We start from the raw sequence: 24471 nt of genomic DNA, 5'->3' as shown, positions 1-24471 counted from the left end.
GCCACCTTTCTCCGCAAGGAGAAGGCATGGCGCCGTCACCGCCATGCGGGTCGAACTTCGTTAATGCGCTTTAACCCGCATCCCGGCCAATTCGCCGACAAGCGTTAGGGTTACTTCCTCGATCTCTATGCGAATTATTGTCCGCTTTACCACCCGCCTCTAACACGGGGCGGCGGACAACGCACATGCCTCATTCCAGGCCAATAAGTGCGGCCCGCACCACGCGGAGGTGGCACGATGCGCAACGAGACGATCGCTATTCACGCCGGCTACGAGCCCGAAGCCACCACGCACGCGGTCGCCGTGCCGATCTACCAGACCGCGGCTTACGCCTTCGACAGCGCCGATCACGGTGCGGCGCTCTTCAATCTCGAGGCCGAAGGCTTTCGCTACAGCCGCATCGCCAATCCGACCAGCGCGGTGCTGGAGAAGCGTATCGCCCAGCTCGAAGGCGGCGTCGGCGCACTCGCGGTCGCGACCGGCCAGGCGGCGCTGCACTTCGCCTTCGTCAACGTCGCCGATCACGGCGGCAACATCGTTTCCATGCCGCAGCTCTACGGCACCACGCACACGCTGCTCTCGCACATCCTGCCGCGCCAGGGCATCACCGGCCGCTTCGCCGAGAGCGACAAGCCGGAGGCGGTCGAGAAGCTGATCGACGAGAACACCCGCGCGGTGTTCGCCGAGACCATCGGCAATCCCGCCGGCAACGTCTGCGACATCGAGGCGCTGGCCAAGATCGCGCATGCGCATGGCGTACCGCTGATCGTCGACAACACCGTCGCAACCCCGATTCTGCTCAAGCCGTTCGACTACGGCGCCGACATAGCCGTGCACTCGCTGACCAAGTTCCTGGGCGGTCACGGCACCACGCTCGGCGGCGCCATCGTCGATTCCGGAAACTTCCCCTGGGCGAAATACGCCGACCGCTTCCCCGCCTACAACAAGCCGGATGCCTCCTATCACGGGCTCGTCTATGCCGAGCGCTTTGGCAAGACCGCCTATATCGAACGGGCGCGCAGCGTCTATCAACGTACCATGGGCTCGGTGTTGTCGCCGTTCAACGCCTTCCTGCTGCTGCAGGGCATCGAGACCGTCGCGCTGCGCATGGAGCGCCATGTCGAGAACGCCCGCAAGGTCGCCGAATTCCTTCGTAAGGATCCGCGCGTCGCCTGGGTCAATTACACCGGCTTCCCCGACAGCCCCTATTATCCGCTGGTGCAGAAATATCTCGACGGCAACGCGTCCTCGCTGTTCACCTTCGGCATCAAGGGCGGAATGGAGGCGGGCAAGACCTTCTATGACGCGCTGAAGCTGATCACGCGCCTCGTCAATATCGGCGATGCCAAGTCGTTGGCCTGCCATCCGGCCTCGACCACCCACCGCCAGATGTCGGCGGAGCAACAGCGCGTTGCCGGGGTCCTGCCGGAAACGATCCGGCTGTCGATCGGCATCGAGCACGTCTCCGACATCATCGAGGACATTGACCAGGCTCTGGACAAGGCCTGCCGGTCAGCGCGCCTTGAGGCCGCGGAGTAGGCGGCGGCGCCCATGACGATCCTGATCGACAGGGATCAAGTCATATCGAGCCCGGCGCTGGTGCCGGCCGAACGCGATCTCGCGCGCGATCACGGCTGCGAACTCACGATCGGGCTCGTCAACAACATGCCGGATCCGGCGCTGAAAGCGACCGAGCGGCAGTTCTTGAAGCTGCTTCAGGCTGCGGCCGGTCCGCGCCGCATCCGCCTCCACTGCTTTTCGCTTCCCAGCGTGAAGCGATCACCGGAAGCGAAGTGGCATGTCGAGAGCGAATATTCCGACATTTCCGACCTGAAGCGCCAGAAATTCGACGGGCTGATCGTGACGGGCGCCGAGCCGGTTGCGCCCGAGCTCGACCGGGAGCCGTATTGGCGCGACCTCACCGAGCTCATCGACTGGGCCAAGGCCAACACGCGATCGACGATCTGGTCGTGTCTTGCCGCGCATGCGGCGGTGCTGCACCTCGACGGCATCGCACGGCGGCGGCTGCCGGCCAAATGCCACGGCATCTTCGATTGCGACGCCGTGACGAGCGATGCCCTGACGCTCGCCGCGCCGGTGCCGTTGAAAGTCTCGCATTCGCGCCTGAACGAACTCGCGGAGAGGGACCTGGCGCAGGCTGGCTATCAGGTGCTGACCCGCTCGGCTGAGGCCGGCGTCGACGTTTTCGTTCGCCAATATGCCAGCCGCTTCGTGTTCTTCCAGGGGCATCCGGAATACGACGCGCTGTCGCTCCAGCGCGAATATCTTCGCGACATCGGCCGCTACCTTGCACGGGAGCGCGAGACTTATCCGCGGTTGCCCGTGAGCTATTTTGACGCGGCGACGGAAGACAAACTGGCTCGCTTCGAGAAGAAGGCGGTTCACCAGCGCCACCCGGCGCTCACCAACGAGCTGCCCGGGCTGAATTTGCGCGCCGATATCGACGCGGGCAGCGCGGCGGCGGTGCTTTTCCGCAATTGGTTGCAGTACCTCAGTATGGAGGTCGAAGCGCCGGTCCTTGCGCGTCAGCCCAAGCTGTTGGTTCCGCGTTAGGATTACTCGGGCGTTAAGCTTGCCCCAACCGGCGCGCGAATGTTTCTGTACAGACATACGTCAATCACGGGAAATGCAGTCGTGTGGTCGGCACTCCAGGGACGCGTGAGCAATCGGCTGGCCCGGCATTTCCGCGCCGCGCCGCATCGGCTGCCCGCGCATGCGCCGATCGTGAGTTTCACCTTCGACGATGCCCCGGATAGCGCTGCAGGCGAGGGCGCCGCGCTCCTGGAAGCGCATGGCGGCCGAGGCACGTTCTATCTCGCCGGCAGCCTGATCGATCAGCCGTCAGACCATTGGCACGGCCTGTCGGACGACGCGATCGTGCGGCTTCACCGCGCCGGTCACGAGATCGCCTGCCACACCTTCTCGCACCAGAGCTCCGCCAATCTCGACGAGGCCGCGATGGCGCGCGAGATCGAGCGGAACCGCGCTTATTTTCGCGGCATCGATTCCTCGATCGATCTGGAGAATTTCGCCTATCCCTACGGGATCGCCTCGGTCTGGCGTAAGCCGCAGCTTGCCAAGGCCTTCCGCTCGGCGCGCGGCATCCTTCCCGGCGTCAACAGCGACGTGATCGATCTCCAGTTCCTGCGGGCGTCGCCCTTGGTCGATTGCGAGATCGACAAGGCGGGCATCGATCACTATTTCGACCAGGCGGTGGCGAGCGGCGGATGGCTCATCTTCTATGGCCACGATGTCGCGAACGCACCGAGCCCCTATGGCTGCACCCCGGACCTGATGCGTCATGCGCTGGAAGCCGCCGGACAGCGCGACATGCCGATCGTGACGGTCGCAGAGGCGCTGCGCAGGATCGGGGCGTAGCTTTTGTTCGCCTCTCCCTTCTTGCGGGAGAGGGAGAAGATGGCCTTGCCACGGCCGTGCCGCCATGCGACTGGCCTTGTGACGAATCTCACGGTCCTGGTTCCAGCCCTCTCATGCCCGCCCCTTCCACCGTCCCGCGACCTGCGCCCGCCAACGGCCGCGACGCGCTGTCGGTGCTGCATTCGGTGTTCGGCCTGCCGGGTTTTCGCGGTTCGCAGGGCGAGATCATCCGGCACGTCACCGACGGCGGCAATTGCCTGGTGCTGATGCCGACCGGCGGCGGCAAGTCGCTGTGCTACCAGCTCCCCTCACTGCTGCGCGAAGGCTGCGGCATCGTGGTGTCGCCGTTGATCGCCTTGATGCGCGACCAGGTCGCCGGCCTGCTCGAGGCCGGCGTCAACGCCGCTGCGTTGAACTCGTCGCTGACGTTTCAGGAAGCCTCCGACATCGAGCGGCGCCTGCTCGCGGGCGATCTCGATCTGCTCTATGTCGCGCCGGAACGCCTGGTGACGCCGCGCTGCCTGTCGCTGCTGGCGCAGGCGAAGGTGGCGCTGTTCGCGATCGACGAGGCGCATTGCGTCTCGCAATGGGGCCATGATTTCCGCCCCGAATATGTCGGCCTCTCCATCATCGCCGAACGCTTCCCCGATGTGCCGCGCATCGCGCTGACCGCGACCGCCGACGAACTGACCCGCAAGGAGATCGTGGCGCGGCTTCAGCTCGCGGACTCGCCGCAGTTCGTCTCCAGCTTCGACCGGCCCAACATCCGCTACGAGATCGTCGACAAGCGCAGTGCGGTGTCGCAGCTGAAGGAGTTCATCCGGGAGCGGCATGCGGGCGATGCCGGCGTGGTCTATTGCCTGTCCCGCAACAGGGTCGAGGAGGTCGCCGCCGCGCTCGACCAGGCCGGCATTGCTGCGCTGCCCTACCACGCCGGGCTCGACAGCCAGGTGCGCTCGCGCAACCAGGACCGCTTCCTCAACGAGGACGGCATCGTCATCGTCGCGACCGTCGCGTTCGGCATGGGCATCGACAAGCCCGACGTGCGCTTCGTCGCCCATCTCGACCTGCCCAAGAGCATCGAGGCTTATTACCAGGAGACCGGCCGCGCCGGCCGCGACGGCAAGCCGTCGGCAGCCTGGATGGCCTACGGCCTCTCCGACATCGTGCAGCAGCGCCGCATGATCGACGAATCCAGCGCCTCCGACGAATTCAAGCGGGTCTCGATCGGCAAGCTCGATGCGCTGGTCGGCCTTGCCGAGACCGCGCAGTGTCGGCGCCGCCGGCTGCTTGCGTATTTCGGCGAGGCGGCGACCGCGGAGAATTGCGGCAATTGCGACAATTGCCTGACGCCGCCGAAGATGCGAGACGGCAAGGTGCTGGCGCAGAAGCTGTTGTCCTGCGTCTATCGCACCGGGCAACGTTTCGGCGCGTTGCACCTGATCGACGTGCTGATCGGACGGCTGACCGAGAAGGTCACGCAGTTCGGCCACGACAAATTGTCCGTGTTCGGCATTGGACAGGAGCTCAACGAGAAGCAGTGGCGCACCGTGCTGCGTCAGCTGGTGGCGATGGGGCATTTGCAGAGCGACAGCGAAGCCTATGGGGCGCTGAAGCTGACCGAGACCGCGCGCGGCGTGCTGCGCGGTGAGACCGAGGTGTGGCTGCGTGAGGAAGCGCCCGGCACGCGCATTCGCGCGAGCCGCGGCAAATCCCGTCGCGGCGATCTCGCGCCGGCGGCGAACGCGCCGCAAGGGGATGTCGATCCTGAACTGCGCGCGCGGCTGCGGTCTTGGCGTTCAGACATCGCGCGCGAGCGCGGAGTGCCGGCCTATGTGGTGCTGCACGATGCCACCATCGACGGCATCGTCAGGGCCTGGCCGACCACCCTCGACGAACTCCGCAACGTGCCGGGCATCGGCGACAAGAAGCTCGAGCATTACGGCGACGAGCTGCTGCAGATCGTCAGGACGCGCTAGGAATAGATGACGTAGCCCGGATGGCGCGTAGCGCAATCCGGGGCAGTCTTTCTACATTCGCGAGTCCCGGATGGCGCTGCGCTCCAGCCGGACTACGAAGATAGCGGGCGAGAGCTACGCCCTCACTCAGCCGTTCCGGAACGCGTACGCATAGCCGTTCAGCGCGGGCGCGCCGCCGAGATGGGCGTACAGGATCTTCGCACCCTTTTCGAAATAGCCCTTCTGCGCGAGATCGATCAGGCCCTGCATCGACTTGCCCTCGTAGACGGGGTCGGTGATCATGCCTTCGAGACGCGCGGTGAGGCGGATCGCCTCCTTGGTCTCTTCCGACGGCACGCCATAGGCGGGATAGGCGTAGTCCTCGATCAGCACGACGTCGTCAGCGACGAGCTCCTTGCCGAGCTCGACCAGCTTGGCCGTGTTCTGCGCGATCTCGAGCACCTGCGATTTCGTCTGCGCCGGCGTGAAGGAAGCGTCGATGCCGATCACCTTGCGGGCGCGGCCGTCGGCGGCGAAGCCGACCAGCATGCCGGCATGGGTCGAGCCGGTCACCGTGCAGACGACGATATAGTCGAACTTGAAGCCGAGTTCGGCCTCCTGCTTACGCACCTCTTCAGCGAAGCCGACATAGCCGAGGCCGCCGAACTTGTGCACCGAGGCGCCGGCGGGAATCGGGTAGGGCTTGCCGCCCGCAGCCTTCACTTCGTCGATCGCCTGCTCCCAACTCTTGCGGATGCCGATGTCGAAGCCGTCGTCGACCAGGCGCACGTCGGCGCCCATGATGCGCGACAGCATGATGTTGCCGACACGGTCATAGACGGCGTCCTCGTGCGGCACCCAGGCTTCCTGCACCAGGCGGCACTTCATGCCGATCTTGGCGGCGACCGCCGCGATCATGCGGGTGTGGTTCGACTGCACGCCGCCGATCGAGACCAGCGTGTCGGCATTCGAAGCGATCGCATCCGGGATGATGTATTCGAGCTTGCGCAGCTTGTTGCCGCCATAGGCGAGGCCGGAATTGCAGTCCTCGCGCTTGGCATAGACCTCGACATTGCCGCCGAGATGTTTTGATAGCCGCTCCAGCTTTTCGATGGGAGTCGGGCCGAAGGTCAGGGGGTAGCGCGGAAATTTGTCGAGCTTCATGGGTCATCCCGATTGGCGTTGGTGCTGGTGTTTGCCTAGCATCGCGTCGGAAGAAGGTGCTCTCAAATGTTGCGCGCGTGTTGCGCATCTTCTTGCAGGAATGGCGCTAGCTGATAATAATTCTTCCAGAATATACAATCTTTGCAAAAGTTTCTTCCATGGCCGGCCGCCTCGACCGCACTGACCTTAAGATCTTGAGATTGCTTCAGAATAACGGTCGGCTCAGTAACGCCGAGCTGGCTGTATCAGTCGCAATCAGCCCCGCCACCTGCCATCGCCGCACCCAGCGTCTGTTCGAGGACGGCTTCATCGCCACGGTCCGCGCCATGATCGCCCCGAAGAAGGTGGCGAAGGGCACGCTGGTGATGGTCGGCGTCGTGCTGGACCGCTCGACGCCGGAGAGCTTTGCGACCTTCGAGCAGGCCATCGCCAGGCTGAAATTCGTGCTCGACTGCCACCTCGTCGCCGGCGACTTCGACTACTTCCTCAAGATCCGCGTCGGCGACATGGAGGATTTCAACCGCATCCACGGCGAGCAACTGATCGCGCTGCCCGGGGTGCGCCAGACCCGCACCTTCTTCGTGATGAAGGAGGTCGTCGACAACGCGCCGCTCGAATTTTGAGCGGGGTGCACAAGCGCCCTCATGCTAGATGGACGTCGCTTTCAAGGAATCGCCTGGTCATGCCGATGGAGCCGCTCCCCTTCCGCCACCCCAATCCGGCCGGGCCGGCCTATCGGCGCGGCTGGGTCGACGAGGCTGTGGCGGCGATCGAGGCCGACCAGTGCCGCACCGCCGACACACATCTGATCCGGCTGATCGTGCCGGCGCTGTCAGGCATCGACATTTATCTGAAGGATGAGTCGACCCATCCGACCGGCAGCCTGAAGCACCGGTTGGCGCGCTCGCTGTTCCTGTATGCTCTCTGTAACGGCCACATCCGCGAAGGCACGCCCGTGGTCGAGGCCTCGTCCGGGTCGACGGCGGTGTCGGAAGCCTATTTCGCGCAAATGATCGGCGTACCCTTTTACGCCGTGATGCCGCGCACGACCTCGGCGGAGAAGATCGCCGCGATCGAACATTATGGCGGCAATTGCCACCTGATCGACGATGGTCGCGCGCTCTACGCGGAGGCGGCCGCGCTCGCCGCGCGCCTGAACGGCCACTACATGGACCAGTTCACCTTTGCCGAGCGCGCAACGGACTGGCGCGGCAACAACAACATCGCCGAATCGATCTTCACGCAATTGCAGGGCGAGCCGCGGCCGCTGCCGGACTGGATCGTGATGGGCGCGGGCACCGGCGGCACGTCGGCCACCATCGGACGCTATTTGCGCTATCGCCAATATCCGACGCGGCTGTGCGTCGCCGATGTCGAGCATTCCGCCTTTTTCGATTGCTTCCGCTCGCAGGACCGCTCCCATGTTTGCGACCGCCCGTCGCTGATCGAGGGCGTCGGCCGGCCGCGTTGCGAGCCCTCCTTCGTGGCTGGTGTGGTCGACCGCATGATGAAGATCCCGGACGCAGCCACGATCGCGGCGATGAACGTGCTGTCTCGCCGGCTGCGCCGCCCGGTAGGCGGGTCAACCGGCACCAATTTCCTCGCGCTGTGCCGGCTCGCCTCCGAGATGCGGCAGGCGAACGCGACGGGGTCGCTGGTGACGCTGATCTGCGATTCCGGCGAGCGCTATCGGCAGACCTATTACGAACCCGAATGGCTGAAGGCGCGGGGGCTCGATCCGGCGCCGCTCGAGGCGACCTTGTCGTCGTTCCTCGCGACAGGTGAGCCGCTGACGCTCGCCATCGACGATGTCGCAAATCCCCAGAGCGCTCAAATCCCCGAGACGGGGTAATCGAATTTGTCGGAACGCCCGACGGGGAATGCGATGTCACGGCAACTTCACTTGCGTTGCGCGCACATGCGGGCAAGCCTCGTTGTCTCAACGAGGAGATCTCCACCGTGCGCCTTCCCATTCTCGATCCGAAAGACCTGGGTGCTGAACAGAAGCCGCTCTATGAGGACATGCGAGCCGGCATCAAGGACCACTTCAAGGGCTTCGTAAACATGCGCGATGACGGCGCGCTGCTCGGGCCCTGGAATCCCTGGATCCGCGAGCCGCGCTTCGGCAAGCCGGTGTGGGAGCTGGTCAAGGCGATCGCGTCGAATCCGCTGCTGCCTGCTCCGGTACGCGAGGTTGCGATCCTCGTCACGGGATCGCATTTCCGATCCGGCTACGAGCTCTATGCCCACGTGCTGGTCGCCGAGCAGCGCGGCCTCTCCGACGAGAAGCTTGCGACCATCGTGGCCGGCCAGCGGCCGGTCGATCTCACCAAACAGGAGGCCATCGCCTACGACGTGGCGTCCGCGCTGGTCGGTGGCGGTGTGCTGCCGGAATTGACCTGGCGCGCCGCCGTGAAAGAGTTCGGCGAGCACGGCGCGGCCGAGCTGTCCTATCTCGTCGGCGTCTATTGCATGGTCTCGGTCACACTGAACACGTTCGACGTGCCGGTGCCGGACTAATTGCGCACGGCATAGAGCGGCGTGCGCAGCGTGACCTGATATGATGGCTTCGGCATCCACGCGATCTGCGCGGTGATGCCGAACAGCCGATTGTCGTTATCATCCATGCGATCAAGGTCGAGCCGCAGGATCGGTTGCGTGAAGGACTCCGCCAGCATCCTCCCTGCGATCTGCGCGCCGCCGAACGACTGTATGCCGAGGCGTCCGGTGAACTTCCAGTTGCTCGGCCATTGATAATAGCCGCCGGCATAGAGGATCGTGTTCGGCCGGATGCTTGCGAACGGGCTGGCGATGGTGGTGTAAGTATATTGCATGCCCGCGAGCCAGCCCCGCGTTTCGTCCTCGTCGAGCGCGTAGTCGAATTCCAGGATGTTGTTGAACGAATTCGTCATGCCCTGCTCGTTGGGCACCGACTGCGTCAGAGTCGATTGCAGCGTGATGGTCGGAATGTTTCCGCCATTCTGCTGATGGAGGTCGGCCTGAACGCCGATGTTCCAGCTCGTGACGTCGAACGTCGACCAGCCGCCGCCGATGTCGGCCGTCGAGCCCGACACGCCGCCATAGAGCGAAACGCGGTCATTGACGTCGACGGTCAGCGGCAGGTCGACCGCAATCGATTTCGCGGCAGGCAAGCCGTTCGGCAGGGTTGTGCCTCTGCGTACCGCCAGAGCTTCGAACGCGGCCGACAAAGACGTGTTGCCGAAGCCGAGCCCGAGCGTGCCCGCCGGAATCGTCGCATAGGTCGTGCGCAGATCGAGGTAGATGTTCGGAACCGCCGGTTTTGCCGGTGCGTCGTCTTCGGCTTCGGCGGAGAAGGCGGCAGTGCCCGAAATCGCCAGACAGGCCAGCCCCATCGTGATAGTGCGCAAAGCCTGATGATGCGATGGGCTGTGCTGGGACACGTGACAATCCGAAGCGTAGGGCCGCGGTGGCAGGATCGTGTGTAGATGGAACGTGATCCTTCCCGAGGTCAAGCGCAATCCGCAAACCATGGACGGCAAGGACCTGCGCGGTTACTCTGCGGGGAATCGCACCGACACACGCGCCGGCCCGAGTGCAGGCCGGACATTGGAAGGACGACAGCCATGAATACGTCACGCCGCATCCTGCTCACCGGTCTGGCGGGGCTCGCTGTCGCTCCGACGGCGGTGGCTGCCGCCGTGCCGGCTCGCGAGCCTGGCGAAGTGACGGTGGCCGAAGAACGCTTTGCACGCACGATCGCAGCCGCGCATGCGCCGGACGTCACCTGTGCGCGGCAGGCGGAACGCTATGCGGACGCGCATTGGCCGGACTATGTCATGGCAGCCCGGGCGGTGCTCGACGCGCGGGTGTGATCCGCACTACCTCTCTACCGCTCGCCGCACCTGCTCGCCGATCTGCGAGAGCACCAACTGCGCCTGTGGCAGGATCGCGCCCATGGCGTGGAAATTGTGAACCATCCCATCGTGGCAGACATGCTCGACGGCGACGCCCGCGGCGAGCAGCTTGCGGGCATAGGCATTGCCTTCATCGCGCATCGGGTCGTACTCGGCCGTGTGGATGATCGCGGTCGGCAGGCCGGTGAGCCGTGTTGCGCGCAAGGGAGAAACGCGGGGGTCGGCGGTGTCGATGCCGTCGGGCAGATAGTCGGAAAGATCGGCCTCGATCGTGACGCGATCGATCAGATGGCCCTCTGCAAAGGCAGCGCGTGAGGGCGAGGTTTCCTCGAAATCCAGCACCGGACAGATCAGGCATTGCGCGGCGATGGCGAGGCCTGCGCTCTGCGCCGCCTCCTGGCACACGATGGCTGCGAGCGTCGCACCGGCGGAATCGCCACCGACCACCAGACGGTCCGCATCGATGCCGAGCGATGCGGCCTCGCGCGCGACCCATTCGGTGGCGGTGATCGCGTCGTCGATCGCAGCCGGGAATTTGTGCTCCGGCGCGAGCCGGTAGTCGACCGAGACGAGGCGGCAGCCGGTGGCATGCGCCAGCGCCGCCGCGATGCGATCATGGGTGGCGATGCCGCCTGCGACCAGCCCGCCGCCATGGAAGAACACGAAGCCGGGCGCTCGCTCATCGGCATTTGCGGGCGTGTAGAGCCGATAAGGCAGTTCGCCGGCGCGGCCGGGCAGCATGCCGTCGCGCGAGGTCACATCCGGGGCATCGACGCGTGCGAACTGCATCAGCTTCGCCAGCGATTGCCGCCGCGCCTCCACGCTCGGCCGGCCCCTCGCCTGCGGCGCGGCCGCCGCCATCATGGTCAACAAGCGCTTTGCGAGCGGATCGAGCGACATGCTGTTTCCTTTCTCCCCGGCAGCGAGGGTAACCCACCCCTTGACCGCAGGGAATCATTTAGATGTTGCGTCCGATAGTGGCGCGATATTGCGGCATCACGCCAAGGGGGGGCCTGTCATGGCCGAGATCAGGAAGCCGATCGAATACTCGCCGAGCTGGACCTTCTTCGAGGGCAAATGGCACGACGGCAATGTCCCAATCATGGGTCCGCGCACGCATGCGGCCTGGCTCGGCTCGGTTGTGTTCGATGGTGCACGCGCGTTCGAGGGCGTCGCGCCCGATCTCGACCGTCACGTTGCCCGCGCCAATCAATCCGCGATCAATTTCGGCCTGAAGCCGGTGGTCGATACCGGCACCTGGCTCACGCTCGCGACCGAAGGCATCGCGCGCTTTGCGGCCAATGCCGAGCTCTACGTCCGTCCGATGTATTGGGCGCAGAACGGCTCGGGCGGCGGCGTGCTGTTCGATCCCGAGACCACCAATTGGTGCCTGTGCATCTACGAGGCGCCGATGCCGAAGCCGGTCGGTAATGCCATCACCCTGTCGCCGTTCCGCAGGCCCACCGCCGAATGCGCGCCGGTCGAGGCCAAGGCGGCCTGCCTCTACCCGAACAATTCGCGCGCGCTCGCGGAGGCCGCGTCCCGCGGCTTCCAGAACGCGCTGATGCTCGACATGCTCGGCAACGTCGCGGAGTTCGGCAATTCCAACGTGTTCATGGCCAGAGACGGCGTGGTCTATACGCCGGTGCCGAACGGCACGTTCCTCAACGGCATCACGCGCCAGCGGGTCATCGACCTGCTTCGCGGCGACGGCGTCACCGTGGTCGAGAAGACGTTGCGCTATGCTGATTTCCTCGCTGCCGACGAAATCTTCTCAAGCGGCAATTTTGCCAAGGTCGCACCGGTGATCCGCATCGACGAGCGCGAGCTGAAGCCGGGGCCGTTCTACACCAAGGCGCGCAAACTCTATTGGGAGTTTGCGCATGCGGTGAAGCTCGCGGCCTGACACGAGCTAACCTCGTCTGCGAAACCGGCTGAACTGAAACGCCTGCGTCGAATCCCACGGAGTGTGATGTGCCTCGCTCCGCGTCTCGACAGGTTCGAAGTCCGGCCCGAGCTCTGCTGCGAGGCTCGCGCTGTCATGTCGCTGCACCGGCAAGCCGCTGCATTTCTCCGGACCTTCGGGCGCGAACGTCGCGATGATGACCTCGCCGCAGGGTGCAACGGCCGACCGCAAGCGGTCGACGTAAGCCGCTCGGTCACGCGGATCGATCAGGAAGTGAAACGCCGCGCGGTCGTGCCAGACATCGTAGGTCTTGGCCGGCCGCCATGTCGTGGCGTCGGCAACGATCCAGTCGACCCGTGAAGCGGCCGGACCGATACGTTTCTTCGCGGCATCAAGCGCGTTGGCTGACAGATCCAGCACAGCGACATCGCGATATCCGGCCTCCAAGAGCACATCGACCAGCCGCGATGCACCGCCGCCGATATCGATAATGGCTGCGCCATGATCCTGATTTGCAGCTCGGATCATCTCAAACGAGATCGTCGGGCTGTCCTGAAACCAGCTGACCTCGGCCTCGCCCTTGGTGGCGTAAACATTGTCCCAATGTGAACTGCGGTCGGACATGGGCGGCTCCGGCCCGTATCGGGACGAGGGCGTTCAAGTGGTGACACCCCCATGCACCGGCTTGCGCGCCCGCCGCGAGCGGACGCGTCGGTACGAACGTAAGGCTCTACTCGTCCTTCTTCGACATCTTCTCGAGGCGTTCCTGCATGTCCTTCATCTGCTGGCGCAGATCGTCGATGTTGGTGTCCTTGGCCGGCTCAGCGCTCGCATCGGGCTCGGCCTCCGTGGCCGCCGTCGCCGGGCGGGCCGCATTCGGAACAAACGGCTTGAACATCGAGAAGGTCTGCTGGAACAGCTCCATGTTGCGGCGGACCTGTTCTTCCAGCGGCGCAAACGGGGTTCCAGAGAGCGAGTTGGCAATCTGCTTGCGGAACTTCTCCTGTTCCTGGGTCAGCGTCGCAATCGACTGTTCCAAATATTTCGGGACCACCATCTGCATGCTGTCGCCGTAGAAACGAATCAACTGGCGCAGGAAGGTGGTCGGGAGCAGGTTCTGGCCGGCCTTGTTCTCCTGCTCGAAGATGATCTGGGCGAGCACGGAGCGGGTGATGTCGTCGCCGGTCTTGGCGTCATAGACCAGGAAATCTTCGCCATCCTTGACCATCGAGGCGAGGTCTTCCAGCGTCACATAGGTACTCGTTCCGGTGTTGTAGAGCCGGCGGTTCGCGTATTTCTTGATGGTGGTGGGTTGGTCTGATTTCGCCATGGGCTCTCACTTGCAAACGCGGAGAACGGGAACCGAGCGGGCTATGCCGCAGGGCGGGAAGAGTACGCAACGCAACAAAATAAGCATTTTCAAAGGGCTCACGCTACCGTTTTGTGCGGCACGGTTAATCGCAGAGCAAAATCCTGCTTGCGAAAGCGCCAAGAACGCTATTTTGAATGCGCTGCGGCATGAATTCGGTGAAGGTTCGATTGACATGCCTCAACGACGTTAACAGGATGCCATTCGAGACTGGCGAGCCGTTTCCACAGCCACGCCTGCCCCCTTTCAAACCCAGGAGATGCCCATGTCAGACGATGTCGTCATCGTCAGCGCCGCCCGCACCCCGGTCGGAAGCTTCAACGGAGCGTTCGCGACCCTTCCCGCCCATGACCTCGGCGCCATCGCCATCAAGGCCGCGCTGGAGCGCGGGGGCATCGAGCCCGGCCGGGTCTCGGAAGTCATCATGGGGCAGATCCTGACCGCCGCCCAGGGCCAGAACCCCGCTCGTCAGGCGTCGATCGCCGCCGGAATTCCGGTGGAAAGCCCGGCCTGGGGCGTCAACCAGCTTTGCGGCTCGGGCCTGCGCACGGTTGCGCTCGGTTACCAGGCGCTGCTCAACGGCGATTCCGAGATCGTGGTCGCGGGCGGCCAGGAATCCATGAGCATGGCACCGCACGCCCAATATCTGCGTGGCGGCGTCAAGATGGGCCCGGTCGAGTTCGTCGACACCATGATCAAGGACGGCCTGTGGGACGCCTTCAACGGCTACCACATGGGCAACACCGCCGAAAACGTCGCACGGCAGTGGCAGATTACCCGTACCCAGCAGGACGAGTTCGCCGTCGCCTCGCAGCAGAAAGCCGAGGCGGCGCAGAAGGCCGGCAAGTTCAACGACGAGATCGTCCCCGTCACCATCAAGACTCGCAAGGGCGACATCGTCGTCAGCGCCGACGAATATCCGCGTCATGGCGCCACGCTCGACGGCATGGCCAAGCTCAAGCCCGCCTTCGAGAAGGACGGCACGGTCACCGCAGGCTCGGCATCCGGCATCAATGACGGCGCGGCCGCCGTGGTGCTGATGACCGCCAAGCAGGCCGCCAAGGAAGGCAAGAAGCCGCTCGCGCGGATCGTGTCCTGGGCGCAGGCCGGCGTCGATCCGAAGATCATGGGCTCTGGCCCGATCCCGGCCTCGCGCGCCGCGCTGAAGAAGGCCGGCTGGAACGTCGGCGACCTCGACCTGATCGAGGCCAACGAGGCCTTCGCGGCGCAGGCCTGCGCCGTCAACAAGGACCTCGGCTGGGATACCTCCAAGGTCAACGTCAACGGCGGCGCGATCGCGATCGGTCATCCCGTCGGCGCGTCGGGCGCACGCGTCCTGGTGACGCTGCTGCACGAAATGCAAAAGCGCGATTCGAAGAAGGGCCTTGCCACGCTGTGCATCGGCGGCGGCATGGGTATCGCGATGTGCATCGCGCGCGACTGAAGATAGCTGACACGTAGCTGACGCGCACTTTGCGCGTGCGCTGCACTCGTCAGTGAGTGCGTTGCACGCGACTAAAAAGGCAGCGGTTGCAAATCAAATATTCTTCGCAACCGCGCAGGCCTCGATTAAATACAAACGCCCGGCTCAACGCCGGGCGTTTTGTTCTTGATGTCCGTCAAACCAACCGCATAATCCAACGCTAAAAACAATCACCTCAGAAACGTCCGAAGAGTCCAAGGGAAGGAATACGACATGGCACGAGTTGCGTTGGTGACGGGTGGTACGCGGGGCATCGGTGCTGCGATCAGCAAGGCACTGAAGGCGGCGGGATACAAGGTTGCGGCGAGCTATGCCGGCAATGATACGGCGGCGGAGAAGTTCAAGGCCGAGACCGGCATCGCCGTCTACAAATGGGACGTCAGCAGTTTCGATGCCTGCGCCGAGGGCGTGAAGAAGGTCGAGGCCGAGCTCGGACCGGTCGAGGTGCTCGTCAACAATGCCGGCATCACCCGCGACACCGCCTTCCACAAGATGACGCTGGAGCAGTGGAACGCGGTCATCAACACCAATCTCGGCTCGCTCTTCAACATGACACGCCAGGTCATCGAGGGCATGCGTGCGCGCAAGTTCGGCCGCATCATCTCGATCTCGTCGATCAACGGCCAGAAGGGGCAGTTCGGTCAGGTCAATTATTCCGCGGCGAAGGCCGGTGACATCGGCTTCACCAAGGCGCTCGCGCTCGAGAACGCCAAGGGCGGCATCACCGTCAATGCGATCTGCCCCGGCTACATCAACACCGAAATGGTGCAGGCGGTACCGAAGGACGTCCTGGAGAAGAACGTCATCCCGCAGATCCCGGTCGCCCGGCTCGGCGAGCCCGAGGAGATCGCCCGTGCGGTGGTGTTCCTCGCAGCCGACGAGGCCGGTTTCATCACGGGCTCGACGATGACCATCAACGGCGGCCAATATCAGGCCTGATAAGGCGCCAGGCCTTCAGGTCAAAAGCCTGTAGCGTCAGGCCCGACAAGGCGATAGTGAAGACGAAAATGCCCGGCCTCGTGCCGGGCATCGTTGTCCTCAGAGCCTTCGTCAATGACCCCGCGCACAGCCACGCTGATCGGATTGACCGCGATCCTGATGTGGTCGCTGCTGTCGGTGATGACGGTGGCGACCGGAAGGATTCCGGCGTTCCAGCTTGCCGCGATGACCTTCGCGATCGGCGGCCTGGTCGGCCTTCTCACCTGGATCGGCCGCGGCGAGGCGGCGAAGAGCCTGCGTCAGCCGCTGGTCGTCTGGGCGGTCGGCGTCGGCGGCCTGTTCGGCTATCACGCGCTGTATTTTCTCGCGCTGCGCTTTGCGCCGCCAGCCGAAGCCGGACTGCTGAATTATCTGTGGCCGTTGCTGATCGTGCTGTTCTCGTCCTTCCTGCCGGGGGAGCGGCTTGCCTTGCATCACATCGTCGGCGCGATGCTCGGCCTCGTCGGCACCGTGCTGCTGTTCGCCGGCAACACGTCCGGCTTCGCGGCGGGTCAGGTGCCCGGATTGGCTGCGGCCTTCATCGCTGCGTTCGTCTGGGCCGCCTATTCGGTGCTGTCGCGCCGGCTCAAGGCCGTGCCGACCGATGCGGTCGCCGGATTCTGCCTGGCCACCGCCGTGCTCGCGGCGCTGATGCATGGCCTGCTCGAGACCACCGTCTGGCCGGAGACCACGCTGCAATGGCTCTCCGTGATCGCGCTCGGCATCGGTCCCGTCGGTGCCGCCTTCTATGCCTGGGACATCGGCATGAAGCGCGGTGACATCCGCGTGCTCGGCGCCGCCTCCTACGCGACGCCGCTGCTCTCGACCGGCTTTCTCATCGCCGCCGGTTTCGCCAAGGCCAGCGCCAACATCGCCCTTGCCGCCATCTTGATTGCCGGCGGCGGCCTGATCGCGGCGAAGGACATGGTGCTGCGGAAGCGATGATCGTCATTCCGGGGCGGCGTGGACCTACGGCTGCCAGCCCTTCGGTGCGAGCTCGAATTTGGCGAACTCGAAGGCAGGTGCGACGGTGCAGCCGACCAACGTCCAATCGCCGGTCGTCTCCGCCATCTGCCAAGCGTCCGCCGGCACGATGGCCTGCGGCCGCTCGCCGCCCACGAGGTCGGTGCCGAGCCGCACTTCATGCTGCGAGCACCCTTCATGCGCGATGCGCAGCATCAAGGGGCTGCCGGCGTAATAGTGCCATGTCTCGACCGCATCGACGCGATGCCAGTGCGAACGCTCGCCGTGCGCCAGCAGGAAGTAGATCAGGGTCGAGCGCGAACGGCCGTTGGCGTCGGTGGCCTGGTCGCGGAACGTCTCGCGGTAATGGCCGCCTTCGGGATGCGGCCGCAATTCGAGGCGCGCGATGATCTCGGCTGCGGTCGGCATCAATCCCCGTCAGGACTTGTTCTTGCGCTCGCGCAATTCGCCGAACACGGCGGCGGCCTCCGCGCCCTTCATGTGTAGCCTGGCTGCGACCTCGGGCGCATCAGCGCGCAGGAACACGTTTGCTCGCTTCTCGTCACCAAGCAGTGAGGGAATGGTGGGCTTGTTCTCGGCCCTGAGCTTGGTGACCTCCGCCGCGCGTGCTTGGAGCGCTGCATTGTCGGGGTCGACGGTGAGGGCGAACTTGACGTTGGAGGCCGTGTATTCGTGGCCGCAATAGAGCTTGAAGTCGTCGGGCAGGGCGCGCAGCTTCAACAGCGAATCCCACATCATCGGATAGGTGCCCTCGAACACGCGGCCGCATCCGATCGAAAACAGCGTGTCGGCGGCGAACACCGTCTTCTCGGTGTCGAACACGTAGGAGACGTGGTCGAGCGTGTGGCCGGGCGTCTCCAGGACGCGCGCCAGCAAATTGCCGATCTTGACCACGTCGGCATTGGCGACACGCAGGTCGACGTTGGCGATTTCAGTGGTCTTGTCGTGCGGCGCGACGACGCGGCAATTGTATTTACGCTTGAGTTCGGCGACCCCGCCGACATGATCGCCGTGATGATGGGTGATCAGGATGTCGGTGAGCTGCCAGCCCTCGCGCTCCAGCGCCGCCAGGATGGGGCCAGCCTCGGGCGCGTCGATCGACGCCGTCGCCTTGGTTTCCACATCGTGGATCAGATAGCCGAAATTGTCGTTTAAACAGCTGAAGGTACGAATTTCGGCGGCCATGTCATCTCCATCGGGCTCAGCCCCGCCAGACAAATATGGCGTTAACGTTGCGCAGGCAATGCAATATTCCGCGCGCGGCGGCGCTCTCGTGCATGTTACATTGCCGACATGACCATCGACGTCGTCGACCTCCGCGAGTTCTATTCCCGCCGCCTCGGGATCGTGGCGCGGCAAATGATCAATCGCGGCATCAGGGAACGCTGGCCGAGCGCGGAGGGCCAGCGGGTGCTCGGCCTCGGCTATCCCACGCCCTATCTGGGGTTGTTCCGCGAAGATGCCGAACGCTGCCTCGCCTTCATGCCGGCGGCCCAGGGTGTCCTGAAATGGCCGACGGGGCGGCCGGCGCTGGCCTCGCTGGTCGACGAATTCTCGCTGCCGCTTCCTGACGCCGCGGTCGACCGCATCCTGCTGGTCCACGCGCTGGAGATGTCGGACGATCCGGCCGCGCTGCTGCGCGAGGCATGGCGCGTGCTGTCGCCATCCGGCCGCGTGATCGCGGTCATCCCGAACCGGCGCGGGGTGTGGACCCGCACCGACAGCACGCCGTTCGGTCACGGCCGACCGTATTCACGCTCGCAGATCACCGACCTTTTGCGCCAGACCTGGTTCACCCCGACCGCCTGGGGCGAGGCGCTTTTCATGCCGCCTTATGCGGGCGGCTGGGTGCTGAAATCCGCGCAGATGTGGGAGCGCGCCGGTGCGGCATTGTCGCTGCCCTTCGCCGGCGTGCACATCGTCGAGGCCAGCAAGCAGGTCTACCGTGCCATCCCCGCCAAGCGCGAGCGGGCGCGGTTGATTCCCTCGCTGGCCAAGCCGGTGCTGGTGCCGTCCTCGACGACGGCGACGCGTGGCTGAAAACAAATCGTCCCGGCGAGGCCGGGACGATTCAGTTCAGGAAATCTCGTTCAGGACGTCTGGCGAAGGCGTTGCAGCCTACTCGCCGGGGGCCACTTCGTCGCTCGAGGCGGCCGGAGCAGCTTCGCGCTCGGGGCGCGGGCCATGCGGACGGCGGCGGCGCCGCGGAAAGCGCTCACCGGCACCACCGCCTTCGAAGGTGCCCGGGACGTTCGCGCCGCCATTCACTTGCGGCTGCGGGCCGGTGATGAAAGAGGGCAGACGGTCGACGCTGCCGGCGTCGGCAACGACGGGCTGCGGCTGGTTCAGCGGTAGCGGCTGAGGCTGGGGCTGATATTGCGGCTGCGGACGGTGCTCGCGCTCGCGGTGCTCTCGCGGCTGCTGGTTCTCGCGCTGATAGGGCTGGTTGTCGCGCGGCTGATGATCACGCTGGTGATGATCGCGCTGGCCGTCGCGGTCGCGCGCGAAGGGGGGCTGCTGTTGCGGCTGCGGGACGAAGCCCGGCTCCTGGCCGAAATTCGAGAAATTCTCGCCGTCGTCATCGCCGTCGTCGCTATTGCTGCTGATCGGTTCGTCACCGCGCGGCTGCTGGTTCTGGCGGAACTGTTCCTGAGCCGCAGCGATCAGGCGGAAATAATGCTCGGCGTGCTGGTAGTAGTTCTCGGCCGCAACGGGGTCGCCGGAGGAGCGCGCGTCGCGTGCGAGCTGGAGATACTTTTCGGCGATGTGCGAGGCGGTGCCGCGGATCTTGATGTCGGGTCCGTTGGACTCGTAGACCCGGGTCATCGGGTTCTGGCTGCGCCGGTTATTATTGTTGTTGTTGTTATTGTTATTGTTGCGGTTGCGCATCCGCTGCTTGTTCTGACCGTTTCTCATGTCCTGCCTTTAATTCCAGCCCTAAACGTTGCACGCGTTACTGATTGCTAGGAGTGACCTGGTGACAGCGGTTCACATTGCTCGCGCGCACCGCGCGCAAGAGCGGATATCCCTGCCGATGTTCGTCGATCGTCGCGTTCAACAAAGACGCGTTCCCCACCCGCCAGCACTGATCGCCAGCGAATCCATTCATTTTGCCTGCCGAAACAAGCCCAGCTTTGTTGCGTAAGTCTTCAAGCGCAATATCAGGCTTTCGTTCACTTTGCGGTCGGAGAGCAGCGCAGCTCCAATGGCCATCGCGCTCAACAGGACCTGCGACTTGGAACCATTAATCAGTAAAGCTCTCGCCCGAGAGCCCGGCTTTCACCCGTAGGTCTACGGGGCCGGCACCGATCTGTTGATCGGAACGTAGTCGTTCCCAAGGGATATTCCAAGAGCTTTTTGCAAGCCAATCCGGCTTTTATAGGGGCATTTTTCGGGCTGAAATGGCCCGCGGAATGCCGGCCAGATCGGCCTTGGGTGGCCTGTCCGCCGTTAACGCGCCGGCCGCCATCAAGGTTTCAATAGTCCGGGCCTGCCCCTGTCCGGCCTCGACGATCAGCGCTCCGCCCGGGGCGAGACGCTCGGCGGCCTGCGGGATCAGGGCGCGATAGGCGTCATATCCGTCATTGCCGCCGTCGAGCGCCAGATGCGGATCGTGCTCGCGCACCTCGATGCTCAGTATCGGGATTTCGGCGGAGGGAATATAGGGCGGGTTCGACACGATGAGGTCGAACGGTCCGCGCAGCGCCGCCAGATAGGAGCAGGCAACGAAAGCGGCGCGGCCGGCGAGGCCGAGAGCGGCAGCATTGCCTCGCGCAGTGCCGAGGGCGGTGAGGCTGAGATCGGTGCCGACGCCGAATGCATCGGGAATTTCGTGCAACAGCGCAAGCAGGATTGCGCCGGAGCCGGTGCCGATATCGGCGATTCGCGGTGACCGTCCCGATATCGCGAGCCCGTGAAAAATCTCAAGCGCCAGCTCGACAACGGTCTCGGTGTCCGGCCGTGGCACCAGGGTCGCCTCGGACAGCCGGAACGGCATTCCCCAGAACTCCCGCGCGCCGAGGATGCGGGCGACCGGTTCATGTGCGAGCCGGCGCTGTGCATATCGTTCGAGGCGCGCGGTCTCCTCAGGCGTGAGGTGTCGCGTGGCCTGCGTCATCATGCCGGTCAGATCAAGCTGCAGAGCAGCGCCGACCAGCAGGCGCGCATCGAGGGCAGGCTCCTCGATGCCGGCCGATCGCAGCCGCGCGGTGAGGGCGCGCCGCGCACTCTCTATGCTATGTCCGGGATCGAAGCCTGTCGTCAATGGAACCATCCTGCCGGCATCGTGGATAGATCGGCGGGCTTGCTTGCGTCAACGGAAACGAGCGCGTTTGATCGCGCCTCGCAAGCGTGGAGGGCATCCATGACGGCCTATGACGATCAGAACGTCTTCGCAAAGATCCTGCGCGGCGAGATTCCCTGCTTCGAGGTTTTCAGGGACGAGCGCAGCTTCGCCTTCCTCGACATCATGCCGCGCTCGCCGGGGCACACGCTGGTCATTCCCCGAGCGCCGGCGCGCGGCATCCTCGACATCGCCGAGGATGATCTCGCCGCGGTCGCGCGAACGGCCAAGCGCGTCGCGATTGCGGCGATGAGGGCGTTCGACGCCGAGGGCATCATCCTGCAGCAGTTCAGCGAGCCGGCCAGCGGGCAGGTGGTCCTTCACCTGCACGTGCACGTCATGCCGGTCAGGTCCGGTATCGAGCTCTTGCCGGCGCAGACGCGCAAGGAAGACATGGCCGTGCTGGCCGATCACGCCAGGCGGATGGTCGCGGCGCTTGGCCGTTGATCAAACGCCGAGATAGCGCTGCAGCAGTTCCGGCTGGGCCTTCAGCTCCTGCGCCGGCCCCTCATGCACGATGTGGCCGTTGTTGATGATGTAGATCCGGCTCGCCAGCGTCAGCGTTGCCGCGAGATTCTGCTCGACCAGCACGATGGTCTGGCCCGCGGCCGCCAGCTCGCGGCAGGCTTTGACGAGATCGTGGACGATAACGGGCGCAAGGCCTTCGAACGGCTCGTCCAGCAGCACGATCTTGGGATCGCGCACCAGCGCCCGCGCGATCGCGAGCATCTGCTGCTCGCCGCCGGAAAGCTCGGTGCCGCGGTTGGTGCGCCGCTCCTTCAGCCGGGGGAACATCTCGTAGATGCGGCCGAGCGGCCAGCGTTTCGGCGCGGTGATCCCGGCAAGGGTGATGTTCTCCTCCACCGACAGGCTGCCGAAGATCCGGCGCTCCTCGTGCACGAGCTGCATGCCCGCCTGCGCAATCTTGTGGCTCCTGCGCCCGGCGACATTGGCGCCGTCGAACTTCACGCTGCCGCTGCGGGGCGTCACGACGCCCATCAGGCTCTTCAGCGTGGTGCTCTTGCCGGCGCCATTGCGGCCGAGCAGGGCCACTACCTCGTGGCGCTCGACGTGCATCGAGACGTCGAACAGGATGTGCGAATCGCCGTAATAGCTGTTCAGTCCGTTGACCTCGATCAGGCTCATGCCGCGATCTCTCCGTGGACGCCGCCGAGATAGGCTTCCTGCACCGCGGCGTTGGTCTTGATTTCTTCGGGCGTGCCGGAGACCAGCACGCGACCTTCCTGCAGCACGGTGACGCGCTCGACCAGTTCGAACAGCGAATCCATGTCGTGATCGATGACGATCATGGTGCGGCCGCGCGCGATCGACTTGAGCAGCTTGACGGTCTCGACGCGCTCGCGCGGGCTCATGCCGGCAAGCGGCTCGTCGAGCAGCAACAGGCGCGGCGAGGTTGCGAGCGCAAGTCCGATCTCCAGCCTGCGTTTCTCGCCATAGGCGAGCTCGGACACGGGCGTGTCGGCGCGGCGGGCCAGATTGACCAAGGCCAGCGTGTGCTCGACCTGCTCCGTCAGGCCCTTCACGCTGGAGAGCTTGCGGAACAGGTCGAGCCGGAATTTTCCGCGCAGCTCGGCAAGCGCGGCGATCGTCAGGTTCTGACGAACCGTGAGACCGGTGAAGAGCTGGTTGACCTGGTAGCTCTTGGTCAGGCCGAGCTGGCAAACGTCGGTGACCTTCAATCCCGTGATGTCGCGGCCTTCGAACACGATCTGGCCCGACGTCGGCGCGATCTCGCAGGTCAACATCTTGAAGAAGGTCGACTTGCCGGCCCCGTTGGGGCCGATGATGCCGCGGAGCTCACCCTGGTTGACGCTGAAATCGATGTCGCTGTTGGCGACGAGGCCGCCATAGCGCTTGGTGAGACCTCTGGCCTTCAGGATCGGCCCGGAATATGCGGGATGCTCGACCTCCTTGGCCTGCAACGGCGCCGGCGCTGGTTGCTGTGTCGCTCCGGAGTCCTCGGTTTCGGTCTCTGCTTCCGTCTGCCCGCGCTTGCCGGACGCGAGACGATAGAGGTCTGCAAGCCCTCCGATGATGCCGCCACGCAGGAAGCAGACCAGCAGCACGAACACGACACCGAGCACCAGCTTCCAGGCGGCGCCGAGACCCAGTGCGGACTGGAGGAAATCCTGGAGGAACAGCCAGACCGTCGCACCGACCAGCGGTCCAAACAGCGTGCCGCGGCCGCCGATGGCGGTCTGCATCACCAGCTGGCCGGAGGTGTCGAAGGTGAAGGCATCGGGCGGCATGAAGGCCTGGAGCACACCGAGCAGGCCGCCGGCGAAACCGGCGTAAGCGGCGGCGATCACGAAGGCCGTCAGCTTGTAGCCGTGGATGTTGTGCCCGACCGCGGTGGCGCGCAGCGGATTGTCCCGGATCGCGCTGAAAATAGCGCCGACCGGCGAGCGCACGATCCTGAGCGCGATGATGACACCGACGAAGTAGCACAGCGCGATGAACTGATAGAGCGACCAGCCATTGGTGAAGTGGAGCGTTGTGAAGCCGAGATTGAAGCTCGGCGTCGGCACCCCCGGCAGACCGTTTTCGCCGCCGGTGAAATCCGACAGCGGATTGAATTCGACGAAGAAGAACACCTGCGCGATCGCCACGGTGATCATGGCGAAATAGATGCCGGTGCGGCGCAGAGCGATCAGGCCGACGAGGTAGCCGGTCGCGGCGGCCGCGACCATGCCGATGATCAGCGCGACCAGCACGTTGCCGAAACCGGCACGCGTCAGGAGATAGGCGGCGACGAAACCCCCGGTGCCATAGAAGGCAGACTGGCCGAACGACAACAACCCGGTGAAGCCGAACAGGATGTCGAAGCCGAGGCCGAACAGGCCCCAAACCAGGATCCGGTTCACGGTGTTGGGCGCGAAGCCGAGATGAGGCAGCACGAAGGGAGCTGCGATCAGCCCGATCGCGGTCAGGGTCTCGATCAGGAAACGGCGTTGCTTAAGCATCGGGGAGA

General features: G+C 64.7%; 25 protein-coding genes. 14 read left to right on the top strand and 11 right to left on the bottom strand.

Going from position 1 to position 24471, the window contains the following annotated elements; all coding sequences use genetic code 11:
* Window positions 1-237 precede the first annotated feature (237 nt).
* The 4 genes from C7G42_RS14535 to recQ all read left to right on the top strand — a co-directional run bounded on the left by C7G42_RS14535 (window position 238) and on the right by recQ (window position 5378).
* Window positions 238-1539 (top strand): O-acetylhomoserine aminocarboxypropyltransferase/cysteine synthase family protein, encoded by a 1302-nt coding sequence (locus tag C7G42_RS14535; RefSeq protein ID WP_106949601.1) that lies wholly within the window; start codon window positions 238-240, stop codon window positions 1537-1539.
* A 12-nt stretch (window positions 1540-1551) separates the two neighbouring features.
* Entirely contained in the window at window positions 1552-2574 is a 1023-nt protein-coding gene (gene metA / locus C7G42_RS14530) for a homoserine O-succinyltransferase MetA (RefSeq protein WP_106949600.1), read from the top strand.
* Between the two features lie 81 nt (window positions 2575-2655).
* Window positions 2656-3399, top strand: a complete 744-nt coding sequence (locus C7G42_RS14525; protein WP_106949599.1) for a polysaccharide deacetylase family protein — start codon at window positions 2656-2658, stop codon at window positions 3397-3399.
* Between the two features lie 113 nt (window positions 3400-3512).
* Window positions 3513-5378 carry a DNA helicase RecQ gene (gene recQ, locus C7G42_RS14520; protein WP_106949598.1) on the top strand — a complete coding sequence of 622 codons (1866 nt, stop codon included), beginning with the start codon at window positions 3513-3515 and terminating at the stop codon, window positions 5376-5378.
* A 126-nt stretch (window positions 5379-5504) separates the two neighbouring features.
* On the opposite strand, the gene C7G42_RS14515 is transcribed toward recQ, so the two are convergent.
* The gene (locus C7G42_RS14515; protein WP_106949597.1) at window positions 5505-6521 is read right to left on the bottom strand and encodes a 1-aminocyclopropane-1-carboxylate deaminase; all 1017 of its coding nucleotides are present in this window, start codon (window positions 6519-6521) and stop codon (window positions 5505-5507) included.
* A gap of 158 nt (window positions 6522-6679) precedes the next feature.
* Here C7G42_RS14515 and C7G42_RS14510 point away from each other — a divergent pair, with 158 nt between their 5' ends.
* The 3 genes from C7G42_RS14510 (at window position 6680) to C7G42_RS14500 (ending at window position 9041) form a co-directional block, all read left to right on the top strand.
* Complete coding sequence (locus C7G42_RS14510; protein ID WP_106949596.1) at window positions 6680-7144, top strand: Lrp/AsnC family transcriptional regulator; 465 nt, start codon at window positions 6680-6682, stop codon at window positions 7142-7144.
* Window positions 7145-7209: 65 nt separating this feature from the next.
* Window positions 7210-8373, top strand: a complete 1164-nt coding sequence (locus tag C7G42_RS14505; RefSeq protein WP_199580917.1) for a PLP-dependent cysteine synthase family protein — start codon at window positions 7210-7212, stop codon at window positions 8371-8373.
* A 107-nt stretch (window positions 8374-8480) separates the two neighbouring features.
* Window positions 8481-9041, top strand: a complete 561-nt coding sequence (locus C7G42_RS14500; protein WP_106949745.1) for a carboxymuconolactone decarboxylase family protein — start codon at window positions 8481-8483, stop codon at window positions 9039-9041.
* Here the strand turns inward: C7G42_RS14500 and C7G42_RS14495 are convergent.
* Window positions 9038-9895 (bottom strand): hypothetical protein, encoded by an 858-nt coding sequence (locus C7G42_RS14495; RefSeq protein WP_106949594.1) that lies wholly within the window; start codon window positions 9893-9895, stop codon window positions 9038-9040. The two genes, C7G42_RS14500 and C7G42_RS14495, sit on opposite strands and share 4 nt — an antisense overlap.
* Before the next feature lie 231 nt (window positions 9896-10126).
* Here C7G42_RS14495 and C7G42_RS14490 point away from each other — a divergent pair, with 231 nt between their 5' ends.
* A complete protein-coding gene (locus C7G42_RS14490; RefSeq protein WP_106949593.1) occupies window positions 10127-10375 on the top strand; it encodes a hypothetical protein in 249 nt (82 codons plus the stop codon).
* Between the two features lie 6 nt (window positions 10376-10381).
* Here the strand turns inward: C7G42_RS14490 and C7G42_RS14485 are convergent, their stop codons facing one another.
* A complete protein-coding gene (locus C7G42_RS14485) occupies window positions 10382-11317 on the bottom strand; it encodes an alpha/beta hydrolase (protein ID WP_106949592.1) in 936 nt (311 codons plus the stop codon).
* 118 nt (window positions 11318-11435) lie between these two features.
* Between C7G42_RS14485 and C7G42_RS14480 the strand changes: the two genes are divergently transcribed.
* Window positions 11436-12323 carry a branched-chain amino acid aminotransferase gene (locus tag C7G42_RS14480; RefSeq protein ID WP_199580901.1) on the top strand — a complete coding sequence of 296 codons (888 nt, stop codon included), beginning with the start codon at window positions 11436-11438 and terminating at the stop codon, window positions 12321-12323.
* A 6-nt stretch (window positions 12324-12329) separates the two neighbouring features.
* Here C7G42_RS14480 and C7G42_RS14475 read toward each other — a convergent pair whose 3' ends face one another.
* Window positions 12330-12947 carry a class I SAM-dependent methyltransferase gene (locus C7G42_RS14475; RefSeq protein ID WP_106949590.1) on the bottom strand — a complete coding sequence of 206 codons (618 nt, stop codon included), beginning with the start codon at window positions 12945-12947 and terminating at the stop codon, window positions 12330-12332.
* Between the two features lie 106 nt (window positions 12948-13053).
* Complete coding sequence (phaR, locus tag C7G42_RS14470) at window positions 13054-13653, bottom strand: polyhydroxyalkanoate synthesis repressor PhaR (RefSeq protein ID WP_106949589.1); 600 nt, start codon at window positions 13651-13653, stop codon at window positions 13054-13056.
* Window positions 13654-13957: 304 nt separating this feature from the next.
* On the opposite strand from phaR, the gene C7G42_RS14465 reads away from it, so the two are divergent.
* The 3 genes from C7G42_RS14465 to yddG all read left to right on the top strand — a co-directional run bounded on the left by C7G42_RS14465 (window position 13958) and on the right by yddG (window position 17098).
* Window positions 13958-15136 (top strand): acetyl-CoA C-acetyltransferase, encoded by a 1179-nt coding sequence (locus tag C7G42_RS14465; RefSeq protein ID WP_106949588.1) that lies wholly within the window; start codon window positions 13958-13960, stop codon window positions 15134-15136.
* Window positions 15137-15388: 252 nt separating this feature from the next.
* Window positions 15389-16114, top strand: a complete 726-nt coding sequence (gene phbB / locus C7G42_RS14460) for an acetoacetyl-CoA reductase (RefSeq protein ID WP_106949587.1) — start codon at window positions 15389-15391, stop codon at window positions 16112-16114.
* A gap of 114 nt (window positions 16115-16228) precedes the next feature.
* A complete protein-coding gene (gene yddG / locus C7G42_RS14455; protein WP_094973591.1) occupies window positions 16229-17098 on the top strand; it encodes an aromatic amino acid exporter YddG in 870 nt (289 codons plus the stop codon).
* A 24-nt stretch (window positions 17099-17122) separates the two neighbouring features.
* Here yddG and C7G42_RS14450 read toward each other — a convergent pair whose 3' ends face one another.
* Window positions 17123-17545, bottom strand: a complete 423-nt coding sequence (locus tag C7G42_RS14450; RefSeq protein ID WP_106949586.1) for a cupin domain-containing protein — start codon at window positions 17543-17545, stop codon at window positions 17123-17125.
* 9 nt (window positions 17546-17554) lie between these two features.
* The gene (gene gloB / locus C7G42_RS14445; protein WP_106949585.1) at window positions 17555-18322 is read right to left on the bottom strand and encodes a hydroxyacylglutathione hydrolase; all 768 of its coding nucleotides are present in this window, start codon (window positions 18320-18322) and stop codon (window positions 17555-17557) included.
* A gap of 108 nt (window positions 18323-18430) precedes the next feature.
* Here gloB and C7G42_RS14440 point away from each other — a divergent pair, with 108 nt between their 5' ends.
* A complete protein-coding gene (locus C7G42_RS14440) occupies window positions 18431-19177 on the top strand; it encodes a methyltransferase domain-containing protein (RefSeq protein ID WP_106949584.1) in 747 nt (248 codons plus the stop codon).
* Window positions 19178-19255: 78 nt separating this feature from the next.
* Here the strand turns inward: C7G42_RS14440 and C7G42_RS14435 are convergent, their stop codons facing one another.
* A complete protein-coding gene (locus C7G42_RS14435) occupies window positions 19256-20053 on the bottom strand; it encodes a DUF4167 domain-containing protein (RefSeq protein WP_106949583.1) in 798 nt (265 codons plus the stop codon).
* A 460-nt stretch (window positions 20054-20513) separates the two neighbouring features.
* Window positions 20514-21410, bottom strand: coding sequence for a peptide chain release factor N(5)-glutamine methyltransferase (gene prmC / locus C7G42_RS14430; protein ID WP_106949582.1), 897 nt, complete (start codon window positions 21408-21410; stop codon window positions 20514-20516).
* A 90-nt stretch (window positions 21411-21500) separates the two neighbouring features.
* On the opposite strand from prmC, the gene C7G42_RS14425 reads away from it, so the two are divergent.
* Window positions 21501-21926, top strand: a complete 426-nt coding sequence (locus tag C7G42_RS14425) for an HIT family protein (RefSeq protein ID WP_106949581.1) — start codon at window positions 21501-21503, stop codon at window positions 21924-21926.
* Here the strand turns inward: C7G42_RS14425 and C7G42_RS14420 are convergent, their stop codons facing one another.
* Window positions 21927-22625, bottom strand: coding sequence for an ABC transporter ATP-binding protein (locus C7G42_RS14420; RefSeq protein WP_106949580.1), 699 nt, complete (start codon window positions 22623-22625; stop codon window positions 21927-21929).
* Window positions 22622-24463 (bottom strand): branched-chain amino acid ABC transporter ATP-binding protein/permease, encoded by a 1842-nt coding sequence (locus tag C7G42_RS14415; RefSeq protein WP_106949579.1) that lies wholly within the window; start codon window positions 24461-24463, stop codon window positions 22622-22624. The genes C7G42_RS14420 and C7G42_RS14415 overlap by 4 nt, the downstream gene beginning before the upstream one ends.
* Window positions 24464-24471: the final 8 nt, after the last annotated feature.

It is taken from the genome of Bradyrhizobium sp. MOS003 (assembly GCF_003020125.1).
GTDB lineage: Bacteria > Pseudomonadota > Alphaproteobacteria > Rhizobiales > Xanthobacteraceae > Bradyrhizobium.
Note: the sequence above shows the minus strand (reverse complement) of the source record. Positions and strands in the feature narration are given on the sequence as shown.

Excerpts from the sequence above, each read along its gene's own strand:
- C7G42_RS14535 (WP_106949601.1), top strand. The coding sequence starts at position 238 with ATGCGCAACGAGACGATCGCTATTCACGCCGGCTACGAGCCCGAAGCC.
- metA (WP_106949600.1), top strand. The coding sequence starts at position 1,552 with ATGACGATCCTGATCGACAGGGATCAAGTCATATCGAGCCCGGCGCTG.
- recQ (WP_106949598.1), top strand. The coding sequence starts at position 3,513 with ATGCCCGCCCCTTCCACCGTCCCGCGACCTGCGCCCGCCAACGGCCGC.
- C7G42_RS14515 (WP_106949597.1), bottom strand. The coding sequence starts at position 6,521 with ATGAAGCTCGACAAATTTCCGCGCTACCCCCTGACCTTCGGCCCGACT.
- C7G42_RS14510 (WP_106949596.1), top strand. The coding sequence starts at position 6,680 with ATGGCCGGCCGCCTCGACCGCACTGACCTTAAGATCTTGAGATTGCTT.
- C7G42_RS14505 (WP_199580917.1), top strand. The coding sequence starts at position 7,210 with ATGGAGCCGCTCCCCTTCCGCCACCCCAATCCGGCCGGGCCGGCCTAT.
- C7G42_RS14495 (WP_106949594.1), bottom strand. The coding sequence starts at position 9,895 with ATGGGGCTGGCCTGTCTGGCGATTTCGGGCACTGCCGCCTTCTCCGCC.
- C7G42_RS14490 (WP_106949593.1), top strand. The coding sequence starts at position 10,127 with ATGAATACGTCACGCCGCATCCTGCTCACCGGTCTGGCGGGGCTCGCT.
- C7G42_RS14485 (WP_106949592.1), bottom strand. The coding sequence starts at position 11,317 with ATGTCGCTCGATCCGCTCGCAAAGCGCTTGTTGACCATGATGGCGGCG.
- C7G42_RS14480 (WP_199580901.1), top strand. The coding sequence starts at position 11,436 with ATGGCCGAGATCAGGAAGCCGATCGAATACTCGCCGAGCTGGACCTTC.
- C7G42_RS14475 (WP_106949590.1), bottom strand. The coding sequence starts at position 12,947 with ATGTCCGACCGCAGTTCACATTGGGACAATGTTTACGCCACCAAGGGC.
- phaR (WP_106949589.1), bottom strand. The coding sequence starts at position 13,653 with ATGGCGAAATCAGACCAACCCACCACCATCAAGAAATACGCGAACCGC.
- C7G42_RS14465 (WP_106949588.1), top strand. The coding sequence starts at position 13,958 with ATGTCAGACGATGTCGTCATCGTCAGCGCCGCCCGCACCCCGGTCGGA.
- phbB (WP_106949587.1), top strand. The coding sequence starts at position 15,389 with ATGGCACGAGTTGCGTTGGTGACGGGTGGTACGCGGGGCATCGGTGCT.
- yddG (WP_094973591.1), top strand. The coding sequence starts at position 16,229 with ATGACCCCGCGCACAGCCACGCTGATCGGATTGACCGCGATCCTGATG.
- C7G42_RS14450 (WP_106949586.1), bottom strand. The coding sequence starts at position 17,545 with ATGCCGACCGCAGCCGAGATCATCGCGCGCCTCGAATTGCGGCCGCAT.
- gloB (WP_106949585.1), bottom strand. The coding sequence starts at position 18,322 with ATGGCCGCCGAAATTCGTACCTTCAGCTGTTTAAACGACAATTTCGGC.
- C7G42_RS14440 (WP_106949584.1), top strand. The coding sequence starts at position 18,431 with ATGACCATCGACGTCGTCGACCTCCGCGAGTTCTATTCCCGCCGCCTC.
- C7G42_RS14435 (WP_106949583.1), bottom strand. The coding sequence starts at position 20,053 with ATGAGAAACGGTCAGAACAAGCAGCGGATGCGCAACCGCAACAATAAC.
- prmC (WP_106949582.1), bottom strand. The coding sequence starts at position 21,410 with ATGGTTCCATTGACGACAGGCTTCGATCCCGGACATAGCATAGAGAGT.
- C7G42_RS14425 (WP_106949581.1), top strand. The coding sequence starts at position 21,501 with ATGACGGCCTATGACGATCAGAACGTCTTCGCAAAGATCCTGCGCGGC.
- C7G42_RS14420 (WP_106949580.1), bottom strand. The coding sequence starts at position 22,625 with ATGAGCCTGATCGAGGTCAACGGACTGAACAGCTATTACGGCGATTCG.
- C7G42_RS14415 (WP_106949579.1), bottom strand. The coding sequence starts at position 24,463 with ATGCTTAAGCAACGCCGTTTCCTGATCGAGACCCTGACCGCGATCGGG.